Origin of the sequence: Actinoplanes utahensis (genome assembly GCF_016862455.1) — a bacterium.
GTDB classification, from domain to species: domain Bacteria; phylum Actinomycetota; class Actinomycetes; order Mycobacteriales; family Micromonosporaceae; genus Actinoplanes; species Actinoplanes utahensis.
The window spans coordinates 13,498-35,212 of the sequence record NZ_BOMZ01000069.1; the positions used below are offsets into that span (position 1 = coordinate 13,498).

The window sequence follows — 21,715 nt, forward strand, 5'->3', positions numbered from 1 at the left end:
GATGCTGTGTCATGGGGGACTGGCAGCTGTTGCACGCTCTGGCCGGGAATCCGTCGTTGCCGCCCGAGCTGCTGACACGGCTCATCGCGACCGCGGACGAGGATCTCGCGGGCTGCCTGGCGGAGCGATCCGATCTGGGTCCGGCCCAGGTGCGGGAACTGGCCGGACGGTCCGGGAAGGCGATGGTCGCTCTGGTGCGGGGCGGGCTGATGGAGGCGGCGGAGGTGGATCCGGGCGTTCACCCGTACGCCGCGATGACCCTGCTTGATGACGGGATCGGCCGTGCGGAACGGGCGAAGCTGTTCGCGCGCGATCCCGACGCGAAGCGGCGATTCGATCTGGCGTCCTGTCCGGGGCTGCCGCCGGAGGTGATCGCCCTGCTCGTGTCCGATTCTGATCTCGCAGTGGTCGCCGAGTCGGCCAGTTTCGCGGCCGACCGGGACCTGTTGACGCGCCTGGCCGCGCATCCGCACGCCGATGTCCGTGCCGGGGTGGCGGGCAACCCGGCCACCCCGCCGGAGGTGCTCGCCGCCCTCGTCACGACCCATTGGCCCGGCGACATGCCCGATCGGAGCGCTGCCGGTGGTGGCCGGGCGGATTCGACGGGGCAGGGGAATGACAGCGGCGGAGGGCTGCCGGAGAGTTGTGCGGTCTGTGTGCGGCATCCGATCCCGTTCGCGCATGAGCCGGACTGTCCGCTTCTGGATTGCGATCTGCCTGCTGGGGCGGCCTGCGACGGCACTCACGAATCGGTTGTCCACAGCCTGCTCCGCCGAGCTGTGGATAACCCGGTGACGCCGGTCGAGGCGGCGATCAGGCTGGCCGATCATCCGTCGGCGATCGTGCGCTGGACGCTTGCGGAGCGGGCGGATCTTCCCGCCGACGTGGCGGAACGGCTGGCCGCGGATCCGATGCCGGCAGTGCGGATGGCCGTCGCGGGCAGTCCGGCCCTGTCCGAGGCGGCGATCAGGCGGCTGGCCGGGGACGACTACGGGCAGGTTCGGCGGCTGGCCGCCCGTAATCCACGGGTTCCACTCGACCTGCTCACCCGGTCGGCGGGTGACGGTCCGCTGCCACGGATCGCCGCTGCCGGTCCGGAGGAGGTGCGGGAGATGGCGGGGAGCCGGAACCCGGCGCTCCGGATGCTGGTGGCGGAACGTCGCGACCTGCCACCGGAGATCCGGGACCGGCTCGCCGCCGACCCGGACGCCAGTGTGGTCAAGGCGATTGCGCCGCATCCCGGCCTCCCGGCGGAGCTGATGCGGCAGATGGTGGCCCGGCACGGCGTCCGGGTGGTCGCGAAGGTCGCCACCAACCCGGACGCTCCGGCTGATCTTCTGCTCGAGCTGGCCCGGCACGTACCCCCGGCGCGGAAGGCGCTGCGCGAGATCGCCGGCCACCCGAACGCCCCGGCCGCCGCGCTGGAGATCTGCCTGACCGATGCGCGGGCCCGCCCGATCGCGGCCGGTCACCCCGCACTGCCCGCCGAGCGGATCGCCGAGCTGGTCAGCGATCTGATCGAAGCGGGCGGGCAGGTCAGCGGCCGAGAGCCTTGAGGGCGGCGAGCGCCTGCCCCAGGTGATCGTCGCCGAACGGGCGCAGGATGACCGTGTCCGAGCCGCTGTCGGTGAGGACACGAACCCCGGCGGGAACGTCCGCGGCCGGGCCGATCAGCCCGAACACCTCGTCGACCGGCACGCCCAGGAAGCCGGCCTGCCCGGCCAGGGCCGTGGCCCTGACCTCCGCGGCCTTCGCCGGATCGTCCTCGATGTGCAGGAACGTGAAGTTGATGATCTCGTGGTTGTCGCCGCCGCCACCTCGGCGGATGTGGCCGATGGCGGCGGCGATCCGGTCCGGCTGCAGCCCTTCGACCAGGATGGTGCCGTCCGCGACCCGGCCGGACAGCTCCAGCGAGCGCTGCTTCACCACCCCGGTGACGATCGGAGGGACGACCGCGGGCGGGTGCACCAGCTTGACGCCCTCCAGGTGAACCTCCCGGCCGTCCAGGTCGACCGTCTCCCCGCTCAGCAGACCGCGGATCGCGACGATGCTCTCCTCGAGCAGCGACAGCGGGGACTTCGGCGCATTGCCGATCCGGCGCATCCAGTCGCCGACGCCGTGACCGATTCCGGCCACGAACCGGCCGGGGTGGATCCGGGCCAGGGTGGCGATCTCCATGGCGTACACCGCGGGGCTGCGGAACGGCGTGGGCGCGATGCCGAGGCCGACCCGGATCCGGCTGGTGGCGGCCAGGGCGAGGGCGGCGGCGCTGACCCCACCGTTCCATCCGAGGTCCTCGACCACCCACAGATCGTCCGCGCCGGCCGCCTCCAGGGCGGCCGCGAACCCGGGTAGCTCCTCGGGGGCACGGTTGCAGTCGAACATCACGCCGATACGCGGATCACGAGACATCACGAGAGCGTAAGCGGCTCCGGCAACGGCTTCGAGTGCAATACCGAAAGCCGGGTGACCGCCCTGGTCAGGACCACGTACAGCCGGTTCAGGCCCTTCGGTTCGGCGGCCACGATGTCGGCCGGCTCGTGCACCACGACGTGGTCGTACTCCAAGCCTTTGACCACCGTCGCCGGGACCACCGTGACGCGCGCGCCGGAGTCGACGTCGCCGGGTGTCGCGTGCTCGATCCCCGCGGCGTCGAGCCGGTCGCGGAGCCGTTGCACCGCCGGGTCCGCCGCGATCACCGCGACCGAGCCCTCGTGCGCCAGCGCGTCGGTCACCTCGGTCACGGTCCGCTGGTCCAGGTCGGCGGGCTCCGCCACGCCGATGACGGCGAGATCACCGTCGCGGCGCAGCGAGACGGCTTCCGGCACGTTCACACCGAGCGCCGGCAGGAGGCGGTTGGCCAGGGCGACGACGACTTCCGGTACGCGGAACCCGACGGTCAGTGGAACCACCGCGGCGTCCGGCTTCCCCAGGTGGACGAGAATGTCCCGCCAGTCGGTGGTGGCCCACGGCGCGGTGCCCTGAGCCAGGTCGCCGAGGAGCGTGATCGACCCGTGCTCGCTGCGCCGGGCGATCGCGCGGGCCTGCATCGGCGACAGATCCTGTGCCTCGTCGACGACAACGTGACCGAAACTGGTCTCCCGCTCCAGCAGCCCGGCGGCTTCGTCGAGCAGCAGCAGGTCGGCCGGGCTGAACTTGGCGGACTTGACCGTCCTGGGCGGTCTCACCCAGCGGATCGCCTCCTGCTCCGCACCGGTGAGCAGGTCGCCGGCGGTCGACGGGTCGGTCAGCAGGGCGACCACCAGCGATTCGGGGGTGACGGCCGGCCAGCACCTCTCCAGGAACTCGGTGACCGGGGCGATCCGGCTCATCCGGCGCAGCCAGGAGTCGCTCGGCGAGTTGCCGGTCCGGTACTCCGACTGGCGTTGCAGCAGGCCGACGACCCGGGCACGGACCCGGTCCCGCCCGACCGCGTACGGCAGACCCTCGCGGCGGGCCTCGTCGACGATCCGGCGCAGCGGCTCGATGTCGATCCGCCAGCGGTAGGAGCCGTCGGAGACCATGATCGGTTCGGTGGGCTCGGCGATCCGGGCCCACAGGGATCTACTGAGGACCTCCGCCATCCGTACGTCATGTTTGATCGCCGTGGCCGCCACCGAATCGCCTCCCCGCACCGGCGCCCGATCGACCAGATCATCCAGGGTGGACTGCTGCACTTCGACTTCACCGAGAGTCGGCAGAACCGTCGAGATGTAGGAGAGGAACGCCGTGTTCGGGCCGACGATCAGCACCTTCGACTTCCGCAGCCGCTCCCGGTGCAGGTAGAGCAGATAGGCGGCCCGGTGCAGGCCGACGGCCGTCTTGCCGGTGCCGGGCGCGCCCTGCACGCAGATCGAGTCGGCGAGATCGGCCCGGACCAGCTCGTCCTGCTCCGGCTGGATGGTCGCGACGATGTCCCGCATCGGCCCGACACGCGGTCGCTCGATCTCCGCGGTCAGGATGCGGGAGCTGGTGCCCAGCTCCTCACCGCGATCCAGGTGCTCGTCCTCGAAGCTGGTCAGCTCGCCCTTGACGAACCCGAACCGGCGCCGGGTCGAGACCCCCTGCGGGTCCCGGACGCTGGCCCGGTAGAACGACCGGGAAAGTGGCGCCCGCCAGTCGAGCACCATCGGCTCCCCGGCGTCGTCGGTGACGTGCCGCCGCCCGACGTGATAGGCGCTCTCCTCGATGTCCAGCCGCCCGAAGAAGAGCGGTGTGTCCGGATCGTCGGCGAGCTCCTTGACCCGGCGGGCCATGTGCCGGCCGAGTTGTTCGGCCGTGTAAGAGTCGCCGGCGACCTTGTCACCGGTGGCGAAGAGGGACTCCGCACGGTCCCGCATCCGTCGCAGAGCGGCCCGGGAGCTTTCCAGATGCGTACGTTCGGCGGCGAGTTCGGTGTCCAGTTCAGTGGCAGGCACAGGTCGTCCTCGGCAGGCTGATCAGGGCTGCGCTCGCGTATCCGAGCAGGCGGGTCGGCCGCCGTCGGCGCGGGGACGCCCGCTGCGGTGCATGCTCACCACGGCCGTCAAGCGGCCCTCCACGCTAGGTGACTTCGGTGGTGAACGCCACCGAATCAGCGGCCGCCAGATACTGGGATGGGGGATAACGTCGCAGCATGAGCGACAGCGTCCGTCGGCCCCGGGTCGGGCACATCCAGTTCCTCAACTGTCTGCCCATCTATTGGGGGCTGATGCGCTCGGGCGCTCTGCTCGACGTGGACCTGCACAAGGACACCCCGGAGCGGCTCAGTGCCAGCCTCGTCGCCGGTGATCTGGACATCGGGCCGATCACCCTGGTCGAGTTCCTGCGGCACGCCGACGAGCTGCTCCTGCTGCCCGACCTGGCGGTCGGCAGCGACGGTCCGGTGCTCTCGGTCAATCTGGTGTCGACCCGGCCTCCGGCCGAGCTCGACGGGCGGCCGGTGGCTCTCGGTTCCACCTCACGCACCGGCGTGCTGCTGGCCCAGATGTTGCTGAGCGAGAGGTACGGCGCCGAGCCGCACTATTTCCGCTGCCCACCCGACCTGTCCCGGATGTTGCAGGAGGCGGACGCCGGTGTGCTGATCGGCGACCCGGCGCTGCGCGCGATGTATGAGGCTCCCCGCAACGGCCTTCAGGTGATCGACCTGGCCGAGGCGTGGAAGGAGTGGACCGGCCTGCCGATGGTCTTCGCGGTCTGGGCGGTGCGGCGGGACTTCGCGGCCGCGCACCCGGGTCTGGTCAAGGACGTGCACGAGGCGTTCCAGCGGTCTCGCGATCTGTGCCTGGGCGAGCTGGACGAGGTGGCCGAAGCGGCGGCCCGGTGGGAGCCGTTCGACGCGAAAACTCTGGCCAACTATTTCCGGGCCCTCGACTTTTCACTCGGGGAACGGCAGATCGCCGGTGCCCGGGAATTCGCCCGCCGCGCGGCGAATCGGGGCGAAGTGCCTCCGTTGCCGGCGGATGGACCCCTTTTCGCGGACGTTTGATCTTCGAGGCTCGGGCGCTTTAAGATCCGCGGACTTCTCACTCCGCCCGAAATTCGGTGACCATGCGTCTGCGCGCCCTGTTCAGCCGTCTCGCCCTGACGACCGCGGCATCCGGCCTGGCCGTGACCGGCCTCGCCCTGCCCGCGCAGGCCGACCCGAAGGTCGATGTGCCGTACGTCGGCATTTTCGGTCCGGAGGCGGTGACCGTCATCAACGGTCAGTCGAAGACGGTCAAATTCGAGCTTTACAACCTCAGTTCGGTGGCCGCGAAGGACGTGGTCCTCGATTTCGGCAGCAAGACCGCGCCGATCAGCCCGGAGCTCGGTTTCATCGCGCCCAGCGGCTGCACCGACGACGTCTGCCGGATCGGCGATCTGAAAGCGGGCGAACGGCGGACTCTCACGTTCACGGTGAAGCCGGCGGCGGCCACGTCCGCGGCTCCGGCGGAGACCATCGCGCTGTCCGTCACGGCCGGCGGGAAGCTCAGCGACGAGACCGTGATCGGCGTGGTGCGTACCGACAAGGGCGGCGTGGACCTCGAGATGGCGGACATCGCCGACCTGAGGCTCAGCGGCGGTGCGTCGGCGGACGTGCCGGTCGTGGTGCGCAACAGCGGCGACCAGGACGTCAAGGCCCTCGGCCTGGTGGTGCTGGCCAACGCCATCACGCCGCTGCTGGATTACACCAACTGTGAGCGGATCGACGAGGAGGGTGTCGGCGCGGTCGTCTGCGTCTTCAACGATACCCTGCCGGCCGGCGGCACGTTCACGCTGCCCGCGGCCACTCCGCTGCGGGTCAAGGCGCCGGCCGGGGTGGCCGGCCCGTTCGACTACCAGGTCTACGTGGGCGCGGTCGGACTCACCGACAAGTTCGTCTACGACTTCGCGAAGCGGACCACCGGCGCCACCGGCAAGGTGCTCGAGCTGGAGGCCGTCGCGTCGGTCTCGGCGGCGGAACCGGATGCGGTCGAGGACCTGAACGAGGACGACAACTACACCGACTTCGCGGTGCGGGTGCCGAAGACGAGCGCGGACAGCTCGGCCGTCGGCGACGCCTTCACCGGCGCTGTCGGCGAGGACGACACCGTCCAGGTCGGCCTGCGCAACCTCGGCCCGTCGGCGGTCATCCCGGCGTCTCCCGCGTGGATCCAGGCGGCGCACATCAGGCTGCCCACCGGCATCCAGCTGACCAGGGTCGACGAGCGGTGCGCCCCGGGCACCTCCATCGACGACGTCGACGAGACGGTCACCGATCTCTCCGAGGTCACCGACCTGGTCTGCGTGATCATGGAGTCGGTGCCGGCCGGCGACCGATACCTGTTCGAGCTGTCCGGCGAGATCCTCGACGTGGCCGAGCACAAGGCCGGCGCGGTCACCGTCGACGGTGGTGTGCAGGACGCGAAGAGCGGCAACGACAAGGCCGCTCTCACGGTCGCCGTGACGTCCACCGGTGGTGAGGGCGGCAGCCTGCCGATCACCGGCGCCCCGGCGGGCCTGATCGCCGCCGGTGGCGCGGTGCTGCTGGCCGCCGGTGTGATCGCTCTCCGGACGGCTCGCCGCCGCCGGATCGTCACGGTCGTCGAGTAGCCGAAGACAGCAGGTCGTCCAGCGCGGCCACGTCGGCGGCGGTGAGTTCCCAGCCGCCGGCGGCCGCGTTGGCCTGCACCTGCTCGGCCGTGGTGGCCCCGGCGATCACGCTGGTCACCGCGGGGCGGGCGGCCAGTCCCGCGATGGCCACCTCCAGCAGGCTGCGGCCCCGCTCGGCGCCGAAGGCGGTCAGCGCCTCGATGGTGTCCCAGTCGGCGCGGTCGAACCAGGGCGCCCAGCGCGCGTCCGCCATCCGGGTGCCGGCCGGCGGGCGCTCGCCGCGCCGGTACTTGCCACTGAGCAGGCCGGAGTCGAGCGGGAAGAACGGCAGCAGGCCGAGTCCGAACCGTTCGCAGGCCGGGATCACCTCGTTCTCGGCCGCCCGGCTGAGCAGGCTGTACTGGTTCTGCGCGCTGATGAAGCGGGTCAGGTTGCCGGCCCGGGCGGTCCAGTCGGCGTCGGCGATCTGCCAGCCGGAGAACTGCGAGTTGCCCAGGTAGCGGACCTTCCCGGAGCGGACCAGGTCGTCGAGGGCGGTCAGGGTCTCCTCGATCGGGGTCGCCGGGTCGGGCTGGTGCAGCTGGTAGAGGTCGATGTGGTCGGTCTCCAGCCGCCGCAGCGAGGCCTCGACCGCGCGGACGATGTACCGGCGGGAACCGCGGGCGCCGAAGTCGCGCCCGTTCAGGCCCTCCATGTCCATGCCGAACTTGGTGGCCAGCACCACCTGGTCACGGCGGCCCTTGAGAGCGGCGCCGAGCAGCGACTCGGACGATCCGCGCGGGGTGCCGTAGGTGTCGGCGGTGTCGAACAGGGTGATACCGGCGTCCAGGGCCGCTTCCACCACCTCGCGGGTGCCGTCGGCGTCGAGTTTGCGGCCGAAGTTGTTGCAGCCGATCCCGACCGCGGACACGACCAGACCCGAGTCGCCGAGTCTGCGGTAGGTCATCTCGCTCATGCCTGACTCCTGTATCGGTGGATGTCTATTGCGACTTGCTGTGACGTTCATCTAGCTTGAGGTCACCGTCCGGGGGTAACGTGACAAGCCGCCGCGTCCATCGTGGACTCGCCCACGATCGGTTCACGATGGGCGCGGTCCCCACCTCATTCTTCCGTCTCCGCAGCGGCCAGATCGCGGTAATGCGGGCGGAGCACATCCACCAGCGGCACGTGCCGCACCCGCACCGGCGGCGCGTCCAGCGCCCGCAGCAGTAGCTCCGGCGGGGTGGCGCCGCGCGGTGGCCGCTCCCGCAGCCGGCCCAGGCTGATCCCGGGGGAGAAGTAATCGGTGAGCCGGCTGTCCAGCGGCTCGTCCGGCACCGCCAGCGGGTCGGGGGTGTCGTCGGGTTCCGGCGTGCCGCGCAGCGCGCCGAGCAGCTCCTCCCGGTCCCGCCCACGCCATGCCAGCACCAGGAACGGGTCGTCGTCGAACGCCTCGGCCAGCACGTAGAGCACCGCCGAGCCGTGTTTGCACGGGTCGCCCCAGTCGGGGCAGGAGCAGTCGATGGACAGCCGGTCCGGGAAGAGCGGCAGGCCCAGCTCGGTGAAGAGCTCGACGATCTCGTGCGGCATCTCGCCGGCCAGCAGCGCGGCCCGGTAGATCGCCCGGGCGCCGAGCTGCTCGGTGATCCCGTCCCACTGCGCGGTGTCGAAGTGGCTGATCCTGATGGTGACCGCGTACGGCGTCGACCGTGACCCCTGCACCCGCGCCTTGACCTGTCCCGGGGTCAGCGCGAAGTCGATGACCTGCCCTTTCCGGGCGTAGGTCCGGCCCCGGGCGAGCCGGCCCGGGTCGCAGAACTCCTCCAGCACGTCGACGAAACGGCGCGACCACCACTGCTCGCCGATCTTGCCGCGTTTCGACCGGACCGCCAGCCCGCCGTCCACCTCGATCGGCCGGCCGCTCTCGAAGAAGGCCATCTCAGCGCACCGCCGCCGGGTCGAGCGAGAACAGCTCCCGCAGCTGGTCGGTGCTCAGGTCGGTGATCCACTCCTCGCCGGTGCCGACGACCGACGAGGCCAGGGCTTTCTTCCGCTCGATCATCGCGTCGATCTTCTCTTCCAGGGTGCCGGTGCAGATGAACTTACGGACCTGCACGTTGCGCGACTGCCCGATCCGGAACGCCCGGTCGGTGGCCTGATCCTCGACCGCCGGGTTCCACCACCGGTCGAAGTGGACGACGTGGTTGGCGGCGGTCAGGTTGAGCCCGGTGCCGGCCGCCTTGAGCGACAGCAGGAACAGCATCGGCTCGTCGTCGGTCTGGAAGCGTTCGACCAGCTCGTCGCGGCGGGCCTTGCTCAGCCCGCCGTGCAGCCACAGCACCGGGCGGTCGGTGTGCGCGGCCAGGTAGGGCTGCAGCAGCGAGCCCCACTCCGCGTACTGCGTGAAGATCAGCGCCTTGTCACCGTCGGAGATGATCTCGTCGGCCAGCTCCTCCAGCCGGGCCAGCTTGCCGGACCGCCCGGGCAGCCGGGAGCCGTCCTTGAGCAGGTGGGCCGGGTGGTTACAGACCTGCTTGAGCTTCATCATCGCGGCCAGCACGTTGCCGCGCCGCTGGATCCCCTCGCTGCTCTCGATCTCGGCCATCATGTCCTCGACCACGGCCTGATAGAGGGTGGCCTGCTCGGGGGTGAGCGAGCACCACATCTTCATCTCGTTCTTCTCCGGCAGATCCGAGATGATCGTCTTGTCGGTCTTGAGGCGGCGCAACACGAACGGCCCGGTGGCCCGTTTCAGGGCGGCGGTCGCGACCTCGTCCTGCCGGGTCTCGATCGGCTCCTGGAAGCGGCGGCGGAACCGTTTCGCCGGCCCGAGCAGCCCTGGATTGCAGAAGTCCATGATCGACCACAGTTCGGCCAGGTGGTTCTCGACGGGCGTGCCGGTCAGCGCGAGCCGGGTGCGGGCCGGGATCGCCCGGACCGCCTGGGCCTGCCGGGTCCCGCTGTTCTTGATCGCCTGGGCCTCGTCGCAGACCACCCGGCTCCACGTCACACCGCGTAACGTCTCGAGATCACGCAGCGCCGTGCCGTAGGTGGTCACCACCAGGTCGGCGCCGGCCACCGCCTCGTCGAACTCGTCCCCGCGCCGCCGGGTGCCGCCGTGATGCACGTAGACGCGCAACGAGGGGGCGAACCGCCCGGCCTCCTTGAACCAGTTGCTGACCAGCGACATCGGGCAGACCAGCAGGGTCTTCGACGGCTGGTCGGTGAGCAGCAGCGACAGGGTCTGCGCGGTCTTCCCGAGCCCCATGTCGTCAGCGAGGATCCCGCCCAGCCCGAGCCGGCCCAGGAAGTTCAACCACGACAGACCCCTTTCCTGGTACGGGCGGAGCGCTCCCTGGAATCCCTCGGGCGTGGGCAACGGCGTGAGCCGCTCGGCGGCCTGCCCGGACAGCAGATCGCCGAGGTCTCCGTCGGCGTCGACCTCGACCAGCGGCAGGTCCTCCTCGCCGCCGTCGACCACCTGCTGCAGGATCTCGCCCGCGGTGATCTCGCCCTCGCGCCGCCGGCTGACCGCCTTGAGCGCCGCCTTCAGCTGCCGGTCGTCCAGCTCCACCCACTGCCCGCGCACCCGGACCAGCGGAATCTTCGCCCGGGCCAGCTCGGCCAGCTCCTCGGCGCTCACCGCCCCGTCGCCGATCACCAGGTCGAGCCGGAACTCGACCAGCTGCTCCAGACCGAACCCGGAGTCCGCCACCGCCCGGGAGGCCCCGGCCTTCGACTTCGGCTTCGACCGGGTGGTCAGCTTGAGACCCACCGCCTTGCGGCCCGCCCACGCCGGCAACTGCACCCCGAACCCGGCCGCTTGGAGCAGCGGCGCGATCTGCCGCAGGAAGTCGTACGCCTCCCCGGTGCTCAGCGACATCACGGCCGGACGTTGTTCGAGCAGTGCCACGTGCAGCGTCGGGAAGAGCCGGACCGCCCGGCCCAGCCCGGCCAGCAGCGTCTCGTCCGGACGCCGGGGCAGGCCGGGGAAGCGGTCGCCGGCCCAGAGGGCTTCGGCGCTCAGATAGAGACCGGGGTCCTCGGCGGACTGCAGGGCGAACTCCAGCGCCCACTCGTCGATGCCCTCCTCCGGCTCGATCAGCCGGAAACTGACCCGAATCGGGCCGTTCGCCTCGTTCGCGGCGCGCATCCAGTCGTCGAGGGCCCGGCGCAGGTCGCGGACGTCGGCGTCGGCCGCGCCGGGCAGTGCCGGGTCGCCGGTGAGCGCGGACAGCCAGCGGTCGGGCAGTGCCGCTTTCAGGCCGGGCCGCTGGCCCACCATGATCCGGTCGGGCAGGACGTTGCGGGCCGCGCTGTCCAGCAACGCGTCGAGGGCGTCGCGCAGCGTACGACCGAGGGGCTGGCCCTCGCCGCACGCCCGGACCACCGGGGGCATCGCGGCGGCGAAGTCCCTCAAGGTCACCGCGTCGCCGCCGGTGAGCACCGGCCGCCACCGGGCCGCCGGAACCCCGCCCTCGATCACCAACTGCGGCAGCATCCGGCCGCGCCGGGCCAGGTCACAGGCGTATCCGGCGAGCAGGCCGAGGTAACGCACCGACGAGCCGGCGATCCACTCCTGGTCCGGGCCGGGGTCGGTGAGCTCGGCGAGGGCGGCCAGCGCATCCTGGCCGGGCACCGACAGCGCCGGCACCGTCCAGGCGCCCAGCTTGAGGCCGCGGGTGGCCGCGTCGGCACCGGTCTCCGGCGAGGGCAGCGGGCCGCGCCCGGTGCCGGGAAGGGTGAGCTGCACCGTCTCGGCGACCGCTCCGGGAACGGCGGGCAGGTCGGGTGTGGCGAACGGATGCGGTCGGGATCTCGCCCGTGACGTCGAGGTCAGCGGCAGAGCCGGATCCTCGGCCCAGATGATCAGCCCACGTCCGGGCACCCAGCCGCTGTGCACGACGAGCACATCCACCCCCTGCGAATCGCGTCGAGCCTAGTGTCCGTCAGGGCGGTCGCCGGTGACCCTCGCCGCTGACGGTTGACGCCCGGTGGACGTACGCTTCAGATCGTGACCGCGAATCCGGAGATCGACAGCATCCTGCAGCGTGGGGCCGACGGTGGGCGGATCACGCCCGAGGAGGCGCTGCTGCTCTACACGGAGGCCCCGTTCCACGCGCTGGGCGAGGCGGCCGACGCGGTCCGGCGCCGGCGGCATCCCGACGGCATCGTCACCTACCTGATCGACCGGAACATCAACTACACGAACGTCTGCGTGACGGCGTGCAAGTTCTGCGCCTTCTTCCGGGCCCCCAAGCACCAGGAGGGCTGGGCGCACCCGATCGAGGAGATCCTGCACCGGGCCGGTGAGGCCGTCGACCTCGGCGCCACCCAGGTGATGCTGCAGGGCGGCCACCACCCCGACTTCGGCGTTGCCTATTACGAGAACCTCTTCTCCTCGGTCAAGCAGGCGTTCCCGCAGCTCGCCATCCATTCGATCGGCCCGAGCGAGATCCTGCACATGGCCAAGGTCGACGGTGTCTCCATCGAGGAGGCGGTGATCAGGATCAAGGCCGCCGGGCTGGACTCGATCGCCGGGGCCGGCGCCGAGATGCTGCCGGATCGCCCGCGCAAGGCGATCGCCCCGCTCAAGGAGAGCGGCGCCCGCTGGCTCGAGGTGATGGCCATCGCGCACCGGCACGGTCTGTCCTCCACCGCGACCATGATGATGGGTACGGGTGAGACCAACGCCGAGCGCATCGAGCACATCCGGATGATCCGTGACGTGCAGGACCTCGCCGTGGCCAACGGCTACTCCGACGTCCCGGTCGAGCAGTCGCACCAGGTCGGCGGCTTCCGTGCCTTCATCCCGTGGACGTACCAGCCGGAGAACAACCATCTCAAGGGCCGCACCCAGGCCACCACGATGGAGTACCTGCGTTTCATCGCGGTCTCCCGGTTGTTCTTCGACAACGTCTCGCACCTGCAGGCGTCCTGGCTCACCACCGGCAAGGACGTCGGCCAGCTCTCGCTCCACATGGGTGTCGACGACCTGGGCTCGATCATGCTGGAGGAGAACGTGATCTCCTCGGCCGGCGCGAAGCACCGGTCGAACCTCCAGGAGCTGATCACGATGATCCGCACCGCCGACCGGATCCCGGCGTGGCGCGACACCTGGTACAGGCACCTCGCCGTGCACCACACCCCCGCCGACGACCCGACCGATGACCGTGTCGTCTCTCACTTCTCATCCATCGCCCTGCCCGGCGGTGGGGTCCGCAAACAGCTCCCGCTGGTCGAAGCGAGCTGAAACCCATCCCTTCGGGGGGTGGCGATCGTCCGTTCGGCCAGGTTCGGGGGGTCAGACCGGTGATGCCGGGTTGCTCCTTCGTAACGAGCCCGGCGGTTGGCTGTACCGGCTCGTTCGCGCTGGTTACGTTGCCTGGGTAAGGCCGGTGCGGCCTTGGTAACTCGGATACGTCGCCAGTCGCGGTCAGCGTCGGTGACGAGCACTCGGACCCGACCGACGACGGTCGTATATATAACGCACAAGGCGCGGGCGGGATGGGTGACCATCCCGCCCGTTCTGTTATCCCGCCGTGGAAAGCTTGGCGCTGTGACGCGCGCAGATCTGGACAAGCAGCCCCATGAGGTCGCCGAGATGTTCGACGGCGTGGCCCATCGGTACGACCTGACCAACACCGTGATCTCCTTCGGGCAGGACCGCGGGTGGCGGCAGGCCACCCGGGCCGCTCTGGGTCTGCGGCCGGGTGAGCGGGTCCTCGATGTGGGCGCGGGCACCGGAGTCTCCACCGAGGAGCTGGAGCGGTCCGGCGCGTTCGCGGTCGGCGCCGACATCTCGGTGGGCATGCTGCGGGCCGGGCGCCGGGTGCGGGCCGAGGTGCCGCTGCTTGCCGGTGACGCTCTGCGACTGCCGTTCGCCGACGGCGTCTTCGACGCGGTGACGATTTCCCTTGCCCTGCGTAATGTCGTGGACACGGCCGCTGCGCTGCGTGAGTTCGCCAGGGTCACCCGGCCGGGCGGCCGTCTGGTGGTGTGCGAGTTCAGCCACCCGACCAACAAGGCGTTCCGCACCGTCTACCTGCAGTACCTGATGCGCTCCCTGCCGGCGGTGGCCCGGGCCGTCTCCAGCAACCCGGAGGCGTACGTGTATCTCATCGAGTCGATCCGCGCCTGGCCCGACCAGCAGGGCCTGGCCGACGTGATCGCCGGCTCCGGAGTGTGGGACCGGGTGGGCTGGCGGAACCTGACCGGGGGCATCGTCGCGCTGCACCGCGCCACCCGGGTGTAAATCCGTCATTCCGCCTCCTTGGCGGCGAAAGCGCTGTTTAGCTCGGGTCATGACTGATATCGGACATCTCGATGACCTTGATGACGCCGACATCGACCTCGCGATCGACGAGGGGGAGGCCGGCGAGCGCCGTGCAACCGAGCTGGCCACCCGTCTGCGGATGGTCGCGGCTCAGGACCCCGATCTTGCGCAGGACCTCGTCGAGAGCTTGATCGTCGCGCTCGACAAGGCGATGGGCGGCACCATCCGCGACCACCTGGACGGCCCGGCGCTCGGCGTGGCGGACCGGGTCCTACAGGTTCCTGAGCAGGGACGTTAGGTCTCTCCCAAACATTAGGCTGACCTGAGCGCAAAGATCTTCGATTGTCGGCCTACACTCCGATCGAGGCATGCTTGTGAACTAATTCACGAGCACGCGGGCGAGACGGAGGTTGGACCGTGAGCGACCACGTAGGTGGACCCGTCGTCGACGAGGCGGACGTGATCGTGGTCGGAGCCGGCCCGGGTGGCTCCGCGGCGGCCTACCACCTGGCCCGGCACGGCGTGCGCGTGCTGCTCCTGGAGAAGACCGAGTTCCCCCGCGAGAAGGTGTGCGGCGACGGCCTCACTCCGCGCGCGGTGCGCCAGCTGATCCGGATGGGCATCGACACCTCGGAGAAGGCCGGCTGGCTCCAGAATAGGGGCCTGCGGGTGATCGGCGGTGGCGTTCGGCTCGAACTGGACTGGCCCGATCTCGCCACCTTCCCGAACTACGGCCTGGTCCGGACCCGCATGGACTTCGACGACATGCTGGCCCGGCAGGCGGTCGAGGCGGGCGCGCTGCTGCGTACCGGGGTGAACGTCACCGGGGCGGTGCGCAACGACGACGGGTACGTGATCGGCGTCGAGGCCAAGTCCGGGCCCGGCAAGGAGCCGGTGGAGTTCCGGGCGCCGTTGGTGATCGCCGCGGACGGCGTCTCCGGCAAGTTCCCGCTCTCCCTGGGGCTGGCCAAGCGCGACGACCGGCCGCTCGGCGTCGCGGTCCGGCGCTACTACCGTTCGGCGGTCAAGGCCGACGACGACTACCTGGAGTCCTGGCTGGAGCTGCGTAGCGCGCAGGACCCGGGCCGGCTCCTGCCGGGGTACGGCTGGATCTTCGGCCTGGGTGACGGCCGGGTGAACGTGGGCCTCGGCATCCTGAACTCCTCCGACGCGTTCGGCAAGACGAACTATCGCCACCTGCTCACCGACTGGCTGGGCAGCACCCCCGAGGAGTGGGGGCTGCGTGACGAGGCGAACGCGGACGGCCCGACCCTGGGCGCCGCGCTGCCGATGGGCTTCAACCGGGTGCCGCATTACACCCGTGGAGTGATGCTGGTCGGCGATTCCGGTGGCATGGTCAATCCGATGAACGGCGAGGGCATCGCGTACGCGATGGAGTCCGGCGAGATGGCGGCCGAGGTGGCCGTCCAGGCCCTGGCCCGCCCGGCCGGCCCCGAGCGCGAGCGCGCGCTGCGGGCGTACCCCGCCGAGTTGAGTCTCCGGTTCGGTGGTTACTACCGGATCGGTGGGATCTTCGTGAAGCTGATCGGCAATCCGCAGATCATGCGGCTCGCCACGAAGTACGGCATGCCGCAGCCGCTGCTCATGAAGTTCGTCCTCAAGCTCCTGGCCAACCTCACCGACCCCCGGGGTGGCGACGCCATGGACCGCATCATCAACGGCCTCACCAAGGTGGCACCCTCCGCCTGAGTCCTGGAATCAGGCAAATAGGGCACCCCGACCAAAGGACAGCACAACCACAGTAACTAGTGTTAAGCGGCTAACAGTCGTACGGGAGTAGACATGACGATCAACCCTTATGTCCCGATCGTCGGGTTGCTGATCCTCGGCGCCCTCTTCGCGTTGTTCTCGGTGTCCGTCGCGCCCATCGTCGGGCCCAAGCGCTACAACCGCGCGAAACTCGACGCCTACGAGTGCGGTATCGAGCCTGCGCCACAACCGATCGGTGGCGGGCGGTTCCCGGTGAAGTTCTACCTGACCGCGATGCTCTTCATCATCTTCGACATCGAAACCATCTTCCTGTACCCGTGGGCCATTCAGTTCGATGCTCTCGGACTGTTCGGGTTCGTGGAGATGGTCCTGTTCATCCTCACCGTCTTCATCGCCTACGCGTACGTGTGGCGACGGGGCGGCCTCAACTGGGACTGATGCGGCATGGGAATCGAAGAGAAGCTCCCGGCAGGCATTCTGCTGACGAGTGTGGAGAAACTGTCCAACTACGCCCGGAAGTCATCGTTCTGGGGCGCCACCTTCGGCCTCGCCTGTTGTGCCATCGAGATGATGGCCTCCGGCGGTCCGCATTACGACCTGGGCCGTTGGGGGATGGAGGTCTTCCGCGCCTCGCCCAGACAGGCCGACCTGATGATCGTGGCCGGCCGGGTCAGTCAGAAGATGGCCCCGGTGGTGCGGCAGATCTACGACCAGATGCCTGAGCCCCGCTCGGTGATCTCGATGGGGGTCTGCGCCTCGTCCGGCGGGATGTTCAACAACTACGCGATCGTCCAGGGCGTCGATCACATCATCCCGGTCGACATCTATCTGCCGGGCTGTCCGCCGCGACCCGAGATGCTCATCGACGCGATCCTCAAGATGCGCGAGAAGGTCATGGCGCAGCCACTGGGCCCCAACGGCCGCAAGATGCTCGAAGCTCGGCAGGCCGAGGGCCGAGTTCCGACCGTCGCGCCGGGAGCCATGCCGTCGTCCTACCGCGTGGACAAGGTCCGCCGCGCGGAATGGACCCAGGCCGTGAAAGAGGGACGCGAAGAGCAATTGCGGATCGAGAACTGGATGAAGCTCCAGCCGCATTTGCGGGAGGAACACAAATGAGTATTCACCCCGGAACTGAGGGTAACGCTCCGGTCGGTGCCGAATTGGGTGCCCCGGCGCAGACACCACCCAGCCCCGACAAAGGGATGTTCGGCGTCAAAGGCACCGGCGACGTCTCCGGCTTCGGTCGTCTGGTCCGCCCTCGGCCTGCTGTTTTTGACAGCCCACGGCCGTACGGCGGGTATTTCGACGACGTCTATGACGCGTTGGAGGAAGCATATCCGGCCTTCTCCGAAGCGATCGAGAAGGTGGTCGTGGATAGGGCGGAACTCACACTTCACATCCGCCCTGAACGCATCGTCGAGGTGTGTCAGGTAATGCGTGACGACGCCTCGTTGCGGTTCGAGCTCTGTTCCTCGGTCGACGCGGTCGACTATCTGGGTTCCGACGAGCGCCGATTCCACATCGCTTATCAATTGACTTCGATGACCTATCGCCGCCGGGTGCGGCTGGAGGTCGCGGTGGCCGACGGCGTCCCCGTCCCGAGCGTCACCCGGGTCTACCCGACCGCCGACTGGCAGGAGCGGGAGATCTACGACATGTTCGGCGTCGTCTTCGCCGGCCACCCGAACCTCACCCGCATCCTCATGCCGGACGACTGGGAGGGCCACCCCCAGCGCAAGGACTACCCGCTCGGCGGCGTGCCCGTCGAGTACAAGGGCGCCGAGATTCCGCCTCCCGACCAGCGGAGGGTCTACCAGTGACCACATCTGAGTACGCGACCGAGCGCGAGACCACCGAGGGCCGGGTCTTCACGGTCACCGGCGGCGACTGGGACGACCTCACCGCCACCGTCGACCCGCTCAGCAACGAGAAGATCGTCGTCAACATGGGCCCGCAGCACCCGTCCACCCACGGCGTGCTGCGGCTGGTGCTCGAACTCGAGGGCGAGACCGTCACCGAGTGCCGCCCGGTCGTCGGTTACCTGCACACCGGGATCGAGAAGAACCTGGAGTACCGCAACTGGACCCAGGGCGTCACGTTCGTGACCCGGATGGACTACCTCTCCAACATGTTCAACGAGGTGGGTTACTGCCTTGCGGTGGAGAAGCTGCTCGGTATCTCCGATCAGATCACCGAGCGGGCGACCACGATCCGGGTCATGTTCATGGAGCTGCAGCGGATCGCCTCGCACCTGGTCTGGCTGGCCACCACCGGCATGGAGCTGGGCGCGATCTCGATGATGCTGTACGGCTTCCGCGAGCGGGAGTACATCCTCGACATCTTCGAGGAGACCTCCGGCCTGCGGATGAACAACGGCTACGTCCGTCCCGGCGGCCTCTCCCAGGACATTCCGGAGTCCGCGGTCCGCAAGATCCGCGACTTCCTGAAGTACCTGCCGAAGAAGCTCAAGGAGTACGAGGCGATGCTGTCCGGCCAGATCATCTGGCAGCAGCGCACGCAGGGCGTCGCCGTGCTGGACGTGACCGGGTGCCTCTCGCTCGGCATCACCGGCCCGGTGCTGCGCTCGGCCGGCCTGCCCTGGGACCTGCGCAAGACCATGCCGTACTGCGGTTACGAGAACTACGAGTTCGACGTGCCGACCGCGACCACCGCCGACGTCTGGGGCCGTTACCTGGTCCGGATCGCGGAGATCCGGGAGTCGCTCAAGATCGTCGAGCAGGCTCTGGACCGCCTCAAGCCCGGGCCGATCTGGATCTCGGACAAGAAGATCGCCTGGCCGGCGCAGCTCGCGCTCGGCGTCGACGGGCTGGGGAACTCCCTGGAACACGTCGCCAAGATCATGGGTCAGTCGATGGAGTCGCTGATCCACCACTTCAAGCTGGTGACCGAGGGCTTCCGGGTGCCGCCCGGCCAAGTCTATGTCGGCATCGAGCACCCGCGTGGCGAACTCGGCGTCCACGCGGTCTCCGACGGTGGAACCCACCCGTACCGGGTGCACTACCGCGACCCGAGCTTCGTGAACCTCCAGGCCATCCCGGCGATGGCCGAGGGCGCCCTGCTGGCCGACGTGATCGCCGGCGGCGCCTCGCTGGATCCCGTGATGGGTGGGTGTGACCGATGACAACGGTGGAATTCTCGCCGGCCGCCGAGCCACTGGCGGCGAAGCTGCTGGAGCCGGCGCGGGAGATCCTCGCCCGCTACCCCGCCGGGCGCGAGCGCTCGGCGCTGCTGCCGCTGCTGCACCTGGTGCAGACCGAGGAGGGCCACGTCAGCCCGGCCGGGGTGGCGTTCTGCGCGGACATCCTGGGCATCAACAAGGCCCAGGTCGGCGCGGTCGCGACCTTCTACACCATGTACAAGCGCCGGCCCACCGGCGAGTACCTGGTCAGCGTCTGCACCAACACCCTGTGCAACGTGCTGGGCGGCCAGGAGGTGTACGACCAGCTCGTCGAGCACCTCGGCGTCGGCCACGACGAGACCACCGCCGACGGCCGGATCACCCTGGAGCACGCCGAGTGCCTCGCGGCCTGCGACTACGCGCCGGTGGTGACGGTCAACTACGACTTCACCATCGACCAGGCGACCCCGGAGAGCGCGGTCGAGCTGGTGGAGAACCTGCGCCAGGGCGACCGGCCGACCCCGGAGCGCGGCGCGCGGATCTGCTCGCTGCGGGAGATGCAGTACCAGCTCGCCGGGTTCGCCGACCCGCGGGACGGCGCGGTCGCCGACGGGGTGGCCGGCGCGCCGACCCTGCGCGGCGTGCGGCTGGCCCAGGAGCACGGTGTCGCGGTGGCCGGATTCGACCCGGACACCCCGATCACCAAGACCAAACCGGCCCGGAACGAGAGCGCGCTCCCGCCCCGGACCGACGCGGCCGACAAGCCGATCGAGGGCAAGCCGGAGGGCCGGATCGCCACCGTCGCCAAGAAGGCGGCGGGCGCGGTGAAGGCCGCCGCCGGAGCGGTCGCCGAGAAGGTGGACGAGCGGCGGCACAGCGGAAAGGCGGCGGAGCAGGCAGGCGACAACGCCGGCCGCACCACCGACACCGGCGACCTCAAGGATCCCGAGGTTCGGACCGCCGAGCGGCGCAATCCCACGATGGACACGCCCGACCGGACCGGTGACGCCGAGGCCACCACACCGGTCCCGGAGAACCAGGCGGAGGCGGCCGGCGTGGCTGCCAACACGCCCGCGGGTGACGGCAAACCCGCCGGTGACAGTTCCCGCGGCGAACACATCGTCAGCCAGCGCACGGCCGAGCAGAAGCCGGAAGCCACCGACCCGAACCCCGGATGGCAGAACGTTCCGCGTGTCACCGAGGAGGAGAAGTGACCCAGCCTCGACCAGAGGTCCTCCAGAAGCTCACCCCGGTGCTGACCAAGCGCTGGCTCTCGCCGGACGCCTGGCAGATCGGGGTCTACGAGCGGCTCGACGGGTACGCGGCGCTGCGCAAGGCGCTCGACGTGCACCCGGACGACCTGATCCAGCTGATCAAGGACTCCGGGCTGCGCGGCCGCGGCGGCGCCGGCTTCCCGACCGGCCTGAAGTGGGGCTTCATCCCGCAGGGCGACGGCAAGCCGCACTACCTGGTGATCAACGCGGACGAGGGCGAGCCGGGCACCTGCAAGGACCTGCCGCTGATGACCTACGACCCGCACTCGCTGATCGAGGGCGCGATCATCGCCTCGTACGCGATCCGGGCCAACCGGGCGTTCATCTACATCCGTGGTGAGGCGGTGCACGCCGCCCGGCGGCTGCGCAACGCCGTCCAGGAGGCGTACGCCAAGGGGTACCTCGGGAAGAACATCCTGAAGTCGGGATTCGACCTGGACCTGGTCGTGCACAGCGGCGCGGGCGCGTACATCTGCGGTGAGGAGACCGCGCTGCTGGACTCGCTGGAAGGTTTCCGCGGACAGCCCCGGCTGCGCCCGCCGTTCCCGGCGATCGCCGGCCTCTACGCCAGCCCGACCGTGGTCAACAACGTCGGGACCATCGCCAGCGTGCCCTACATCGTGCTGGGCGGCGCCGACTGGTGGAAGAGCATGGGCACGGAGAAGTCGGCCGGCCCGATGATCTACTCGCTGTCCGGCCGGGTCGTGAACCCCGGCCAGTACGAGTGCGGCCTCGGCATCACCCTGCGCGAGCTGATCGAGCTGGCCGGGGGCATGAAGCCGGGCCACAACCTGAAGTTCTGGACGCCGGGCGGCTCGTCGACGCCGATCCTGACCGCCGAGCACATCGACACCCCGATGGACTTCGAAGGGGTGGCGGCGGCCGGATCGATCCTCGGCACCACGGCCATGCAGATCTTCTCGGACCAGGACTGCCCGGTCTACAACACGTGGCGGTGGCTGGAGTTCTACCACCACGAGTCGTGCGGCAAGTGCACCCCGTGCCGCGAGGGCAACTACTGGATGGTCCGCACCTACCGGCGCATCCTGGCCGGTCAGGGCACCCACGCCGACCTGGACACCCTGCAGGACACCGCCGACAACATCTTCGGCCGGTCGTTCTGCGGCCTCGGCGACGGCGCGGCCACCCCGGTCGTGTCGACGCTCAAGTGGTTCCGGGACGACTACCTCGGCTACATCGAGGGCCGCACCGCGCCGCGGCTCTCCGAGAAGTCCCTCGTAGGAGCGCATTGATGCAAATGAG

General features: G+C 69.7%; 18 protein-coding genes. 13 read left to right on the top strand and 5 right to left on the bottom strand.

What is annotated here, in order from left to right:
• The first annotated feature begins 11 nt into the window (after window positions 1-11).
• Window positions 12-1,556: a hypothetical protein gene (locus tag Aut01nite_RS23620; RefSeq protein WP_043522809.1), complete on the top strand. Its 1,545-nt coding sequence runs from the start codon at window positions 12-14 to the stop codon at window positions 1,554-1,556.
• Here the strand turns inward: Aut01nite_RS23620 and Aut01nite_RS23625 are convergent.
• A complete protein-coding gene (locus tag Aut01nite_RS23625; RefSeq protein WP_043522807.1) occupies window positions 1,537-2,412 on the bottom strand; it encodes an LLM class flavin-dependent oxidoreductase in 876 nt (291 codons plus the stop codon). The two genes, Aut01nite_RS23620 and Aut01nite_RS23625, sit on opposite strands and share 20 nt — an antisense overlap.
• Window positions 2,412-4,418 (bottom strand): HelD family protein, encoded by a 2,007-nt coding sequence (locus Aut01nite_RS23630; RefSeq protein WP_043522806.1) that lies wholly within the window; start codon window positions 4,416-4,418, stop codon window positions 2,412-2,414. The genes Aut01nite_RS23625 and Aut01nite_RS23630 overlap by 1 nt, the downstream gene beginning before the upstream one ends.
• Window positions 4,419-4,615: 197 nt before the next feature.
• Between Aut01nite_RS23630 and Aut01nite_RS23635 the strand changes: the two genes are divergently transcribed.
• Window positions 4,616-5,467 (top strand): menaquinone biosynthetic enzyme MqnA/MqnD family protein, encoded by an 852-nt coding sequence (locus tag Aut01nite_RS23635; protein ID WP_043522805.1) that lies wholly within the window; start codon window positions 4,616-4,618, stop codon window positions 5,465-5,467.
• A gap of 62 nt (window positions 5,468-5,529) precedes the next feature.
• Complete coding sequence (locus Aut01nite_RS23640) at window positions 5,530-7,053, top strand: COG1361 family protein (protein WP_043522804.1); 1,524 nt, start codon at window positions 5,530-5,532, stop codon at window positions 7,051-7,053.
• Here Aut01nite_RS23640 and Aut01nite_RS23645 read toward each other — a convergent pair.
• The 3 genes from Aut01nite_RS23645 to Aut01nite_RS23655 all read right to left on the bottom strand — a co-directional run bounded on the left by Aut01nite_RS23645 (window position 7,037) and on the right by Aut01nite_RS23655 (window position 11,944).
• Window positions 7,037-8,008 carry an aldo/keto reductase gene (locus tag Aut01nite_RS23645; protein WP_043522803.1) on the bottom strand — a complete coding sequence of 324 codons (972 nt, stop codon included), beginning with the start codon at window positions 8,006-8,008 and terminating at the stop codon, window positions 7,037-7,039. The genes Aut01nite_RS23640 and Aut01nite_RS23645 overlap by 17 nt on opposite strands.
• 146 nt (window positions 8,009-8,154) lie before the next feature.
• Window positions 8,155-8,970 carry an SWIM zinc finger family protein gene (locus Aut01nite_RS23650; protein WP_043522801.1) on the bottom strand — a complete coding sequence of 272 codons (816 nt, stop codon included), beginning with the start codon at window positions 8,968-8,970 and terminating at the stop codon, window positions 8,155-8,157.
• Window position 8,971: 1 nt separating this feature from the next.
• Window positions 8,972-11,944, bottom strand: coding sequence for a DEAD/DEAH box helicase (locus Aut01nite_RS23655; RefSeq protein WP_043522800.1), 2,973 nt, complete (start codon window positions 11,942-11,944; stop codon window positions 8,972-8,974).
• A gap of 102 nt (window positions 11,945-12,046) precedes the next feature.
• On the opposite strand from Aut01nite_RS23655, the gene mqnC reads away from it, so the two are divergent.
• The 10 genes from mqnC (at window position 12,047) to nuoF (ending at window position 21,705) form a co-directional block, all read left to right on the top strand.
• Window positions 12,047-13,285, top strand: coding sequence for a cyclic dehypoxanthinyl futalosine synthase (gene mqnC, locus Aut01nite_RS23660; RefSeq protein WP_043522798.1), 1,239 nt, complete (start codon window positions 12,047-12,049; stop codon window positions 13,283-13,285).
• A gap of 306 nt (window positions 13,286-13,591) precedes the next feature.
• Entirely contained in the window at window positions 13,592-14,287 is a 696-nt protein-coding gene (locus Aut01nite_RS23665) for a demethylmenaquinone methyltransferase (RefSeq protein WP_043522796.1), read from the top strand.
• A 49-nt stretch (window positions 14,288-14,336) separates the two neighbouring features.
• Window positions 14,337-14,606: a hypothetical protein gene (locus tag Aut01nite_RS23670; RefSeq protein WP_043522795.1), complete on the top strand. Its 270-nt coding sequence runs from the start codon at window positions 14,337-14,339 to the stop codon at window positions 14,604-14,606.
• A gap of 119 nt (window positions 14,607-14,725) precedes the next feature.
• Complete coding sequence (locus tag Aut01nite_RS23675) at window positions 14,726-16,018, top strand: geranylgeranyl reductase family protein (protein ID WP_043522793.1); 1,293 nt, start codon at window positions 14,726-14,728, stop codon at window positions 16,016-16,018.
• A gap of 93 nt (window positions 16,019-16,111) precedes the next feature.
• Window positions 16,112-16,477: an NADH-quinone oxidoreductase subunit A gene (locus Aut01nite_RS23680; protein ID WP_425551447.1), complete on the top strand. Its 366-nt coding sequence runs from the start codon at window positions 16,112-16,114 to the stop codon at window positions 16,475-16,477.
• A 6-nt stretch (window positions 16,478-16,483) separates the two neighbouring features.
• Window positions 16,484-17,155: a NuoB/complex I 20 kDa subunit family protein gene (locus Aut01nite_RS23685; RefSeq protein ID WP_043522791.1), complete on the top strand. Its 672-nt coding sequence runs from the start codon at window positions 16,484-16,486 to the stop codon at window positions 17,153-17,155.
• Window positions 17,152-17,859, top strand: coding sequence for an NADH-quinone oxidoreductase subunit C (locus tag Aut01nite_RS23690; RefSeq protein ID WP_043522789.1), 708 nt, complete (start codon window positions 17,152-17,154; stop codon window positions 17,857-17,859). The genes Aut01nite_RS23685 and Aut01nite_RS23690 overlap by 4 nt, the downstream gene beginning before the upstream one ends.
• On the top strand, window positions 17,856-19,181 hold the full coding sequence (locus tag Aut01nite_RS23695) for an NADH-quinone oxidoreductase subunit D (RefSeq protein ID WP_043522787.1): 1,326 nt from the start codon (window positions 17,856-17,858) through the stop codon (window positions 19,179-19,181). The genes Aut01nite_RS23690 and Aut01nite_RS23695 overlap by 4 nt, the downstream gene beginning before the upstream one ends.
• Window positions 19,178-20,392 (top strand): NADH-quinone oxidoreductase subunit NuoE, encoded by a 1,215-nt coding sequence (gene nuoE, locus Aut01nite_RS23700; protein WP_043522785.1) that lies wholly within the window; start codon window positions 19,178-19,180, stop codon window positions 20,390-20,392. Before Aut01nite_RS23695 ends, nuoE begins: the two co-directional genes overlap by 4 nt.
• Entirely contained in the window at window positions 20,389-21,705 is a 1,317-nt protein-coding gene (gene nuoF, locus Aut01nite_RS23705) for an NADH-quinone oxidoreductase subunit NuoF (protein WP_043522783.1), read from the top strand. Before nuoE ends, nuoF begins: the two co-directional genes overlap by 4 nt.
• The last annotated feature ends 10 nt before the right edge of the window (window positions 21,706-21,715 follow it).

Excerpts from the sequence above, each read along its gene's own strand:
- Aut01nite_RS23685 (WP_043522791.1), top strand. The coding sequence starts at position 16,484 with ATGGGAATCGAAGAGAAGCTCCCGGCAGGCATTCTGCTGACGAGTGTG.
- Aut01nite_RS23670 (WP_043522795.1), top strand. The coding sequence starts at position 14,337 with ATGACTGATATCGGACATCTCGATGACCTTGATGACGCCGACATCGAC.
- nuoE (WP_043522785.1), top strand. The coding sequence starts at position 19,178 with ATGACAACGGTGGAATTCTCGCCGGCCGCCGAGCCACTGGCGGCGAAG.
- Aut01nite_RS23620 (WP_043522809.1), top strand. The coding sequence starts at position 12 with ATGGGGGACTGGCAGCTGTTGCACGCTCTGGCCGGGAATCCGTCGTTG.
- Aut01nite_RS23680 (WP_425551447.1), top strand. The coding sequence starts at position 16,112 with ATGACGATCAACCCTTATGTCCCGATCGTCGGGTTGCTGATCCTCGGC.
- Aut01nite_RS23625 (WP_043522807.1), bottom strand. The coding sequence starts at position 2,412 with ATGTCTCGTGATCCGCGTATCGGCGTGATGTTCGACTGCAACCGTGCC.
- Aut01nite_RS23650 (WP_043522801.1), bottom strand. The coding sequence starts at position 8,970 with ATGGCCTTCTTCGAGAGCGGCCGGCCGATCGAGGTGGACGGCGGGCTG.
- Aut01nite_RS23690 (WP_043522789.1), top strand. The coding sequence starts at position 17,152 with ATGAGTATTCACCCCGGAACTGAGGGTAACGCTCCGGTCGGTGCCGAA.
- Aut01nite_RS23635 (WP_043522805.1), top strand. The coding sequence starts at position 4,616 with ATGAGCGACAGCGTCCGTCGGCCCCGGGTCGGGCACATCCAGTTCCTC.
- Aut01nite_RS23640 (WP_043522804.1), top strand. The coding sequence starts at position 5,530 with ATGCGTCTGCGCGCCCTGTTCAGCCGTCTCGCCCTGACGACCGCGGCA.
- Aut01nite_RS23645 (WP_043522803.1), bottom strand. The coding sequence starts at position 8,008 with ATGAGCGAGATGACCTACCGCAGACTCGGCGACTCGGGTCTGGTCGTG.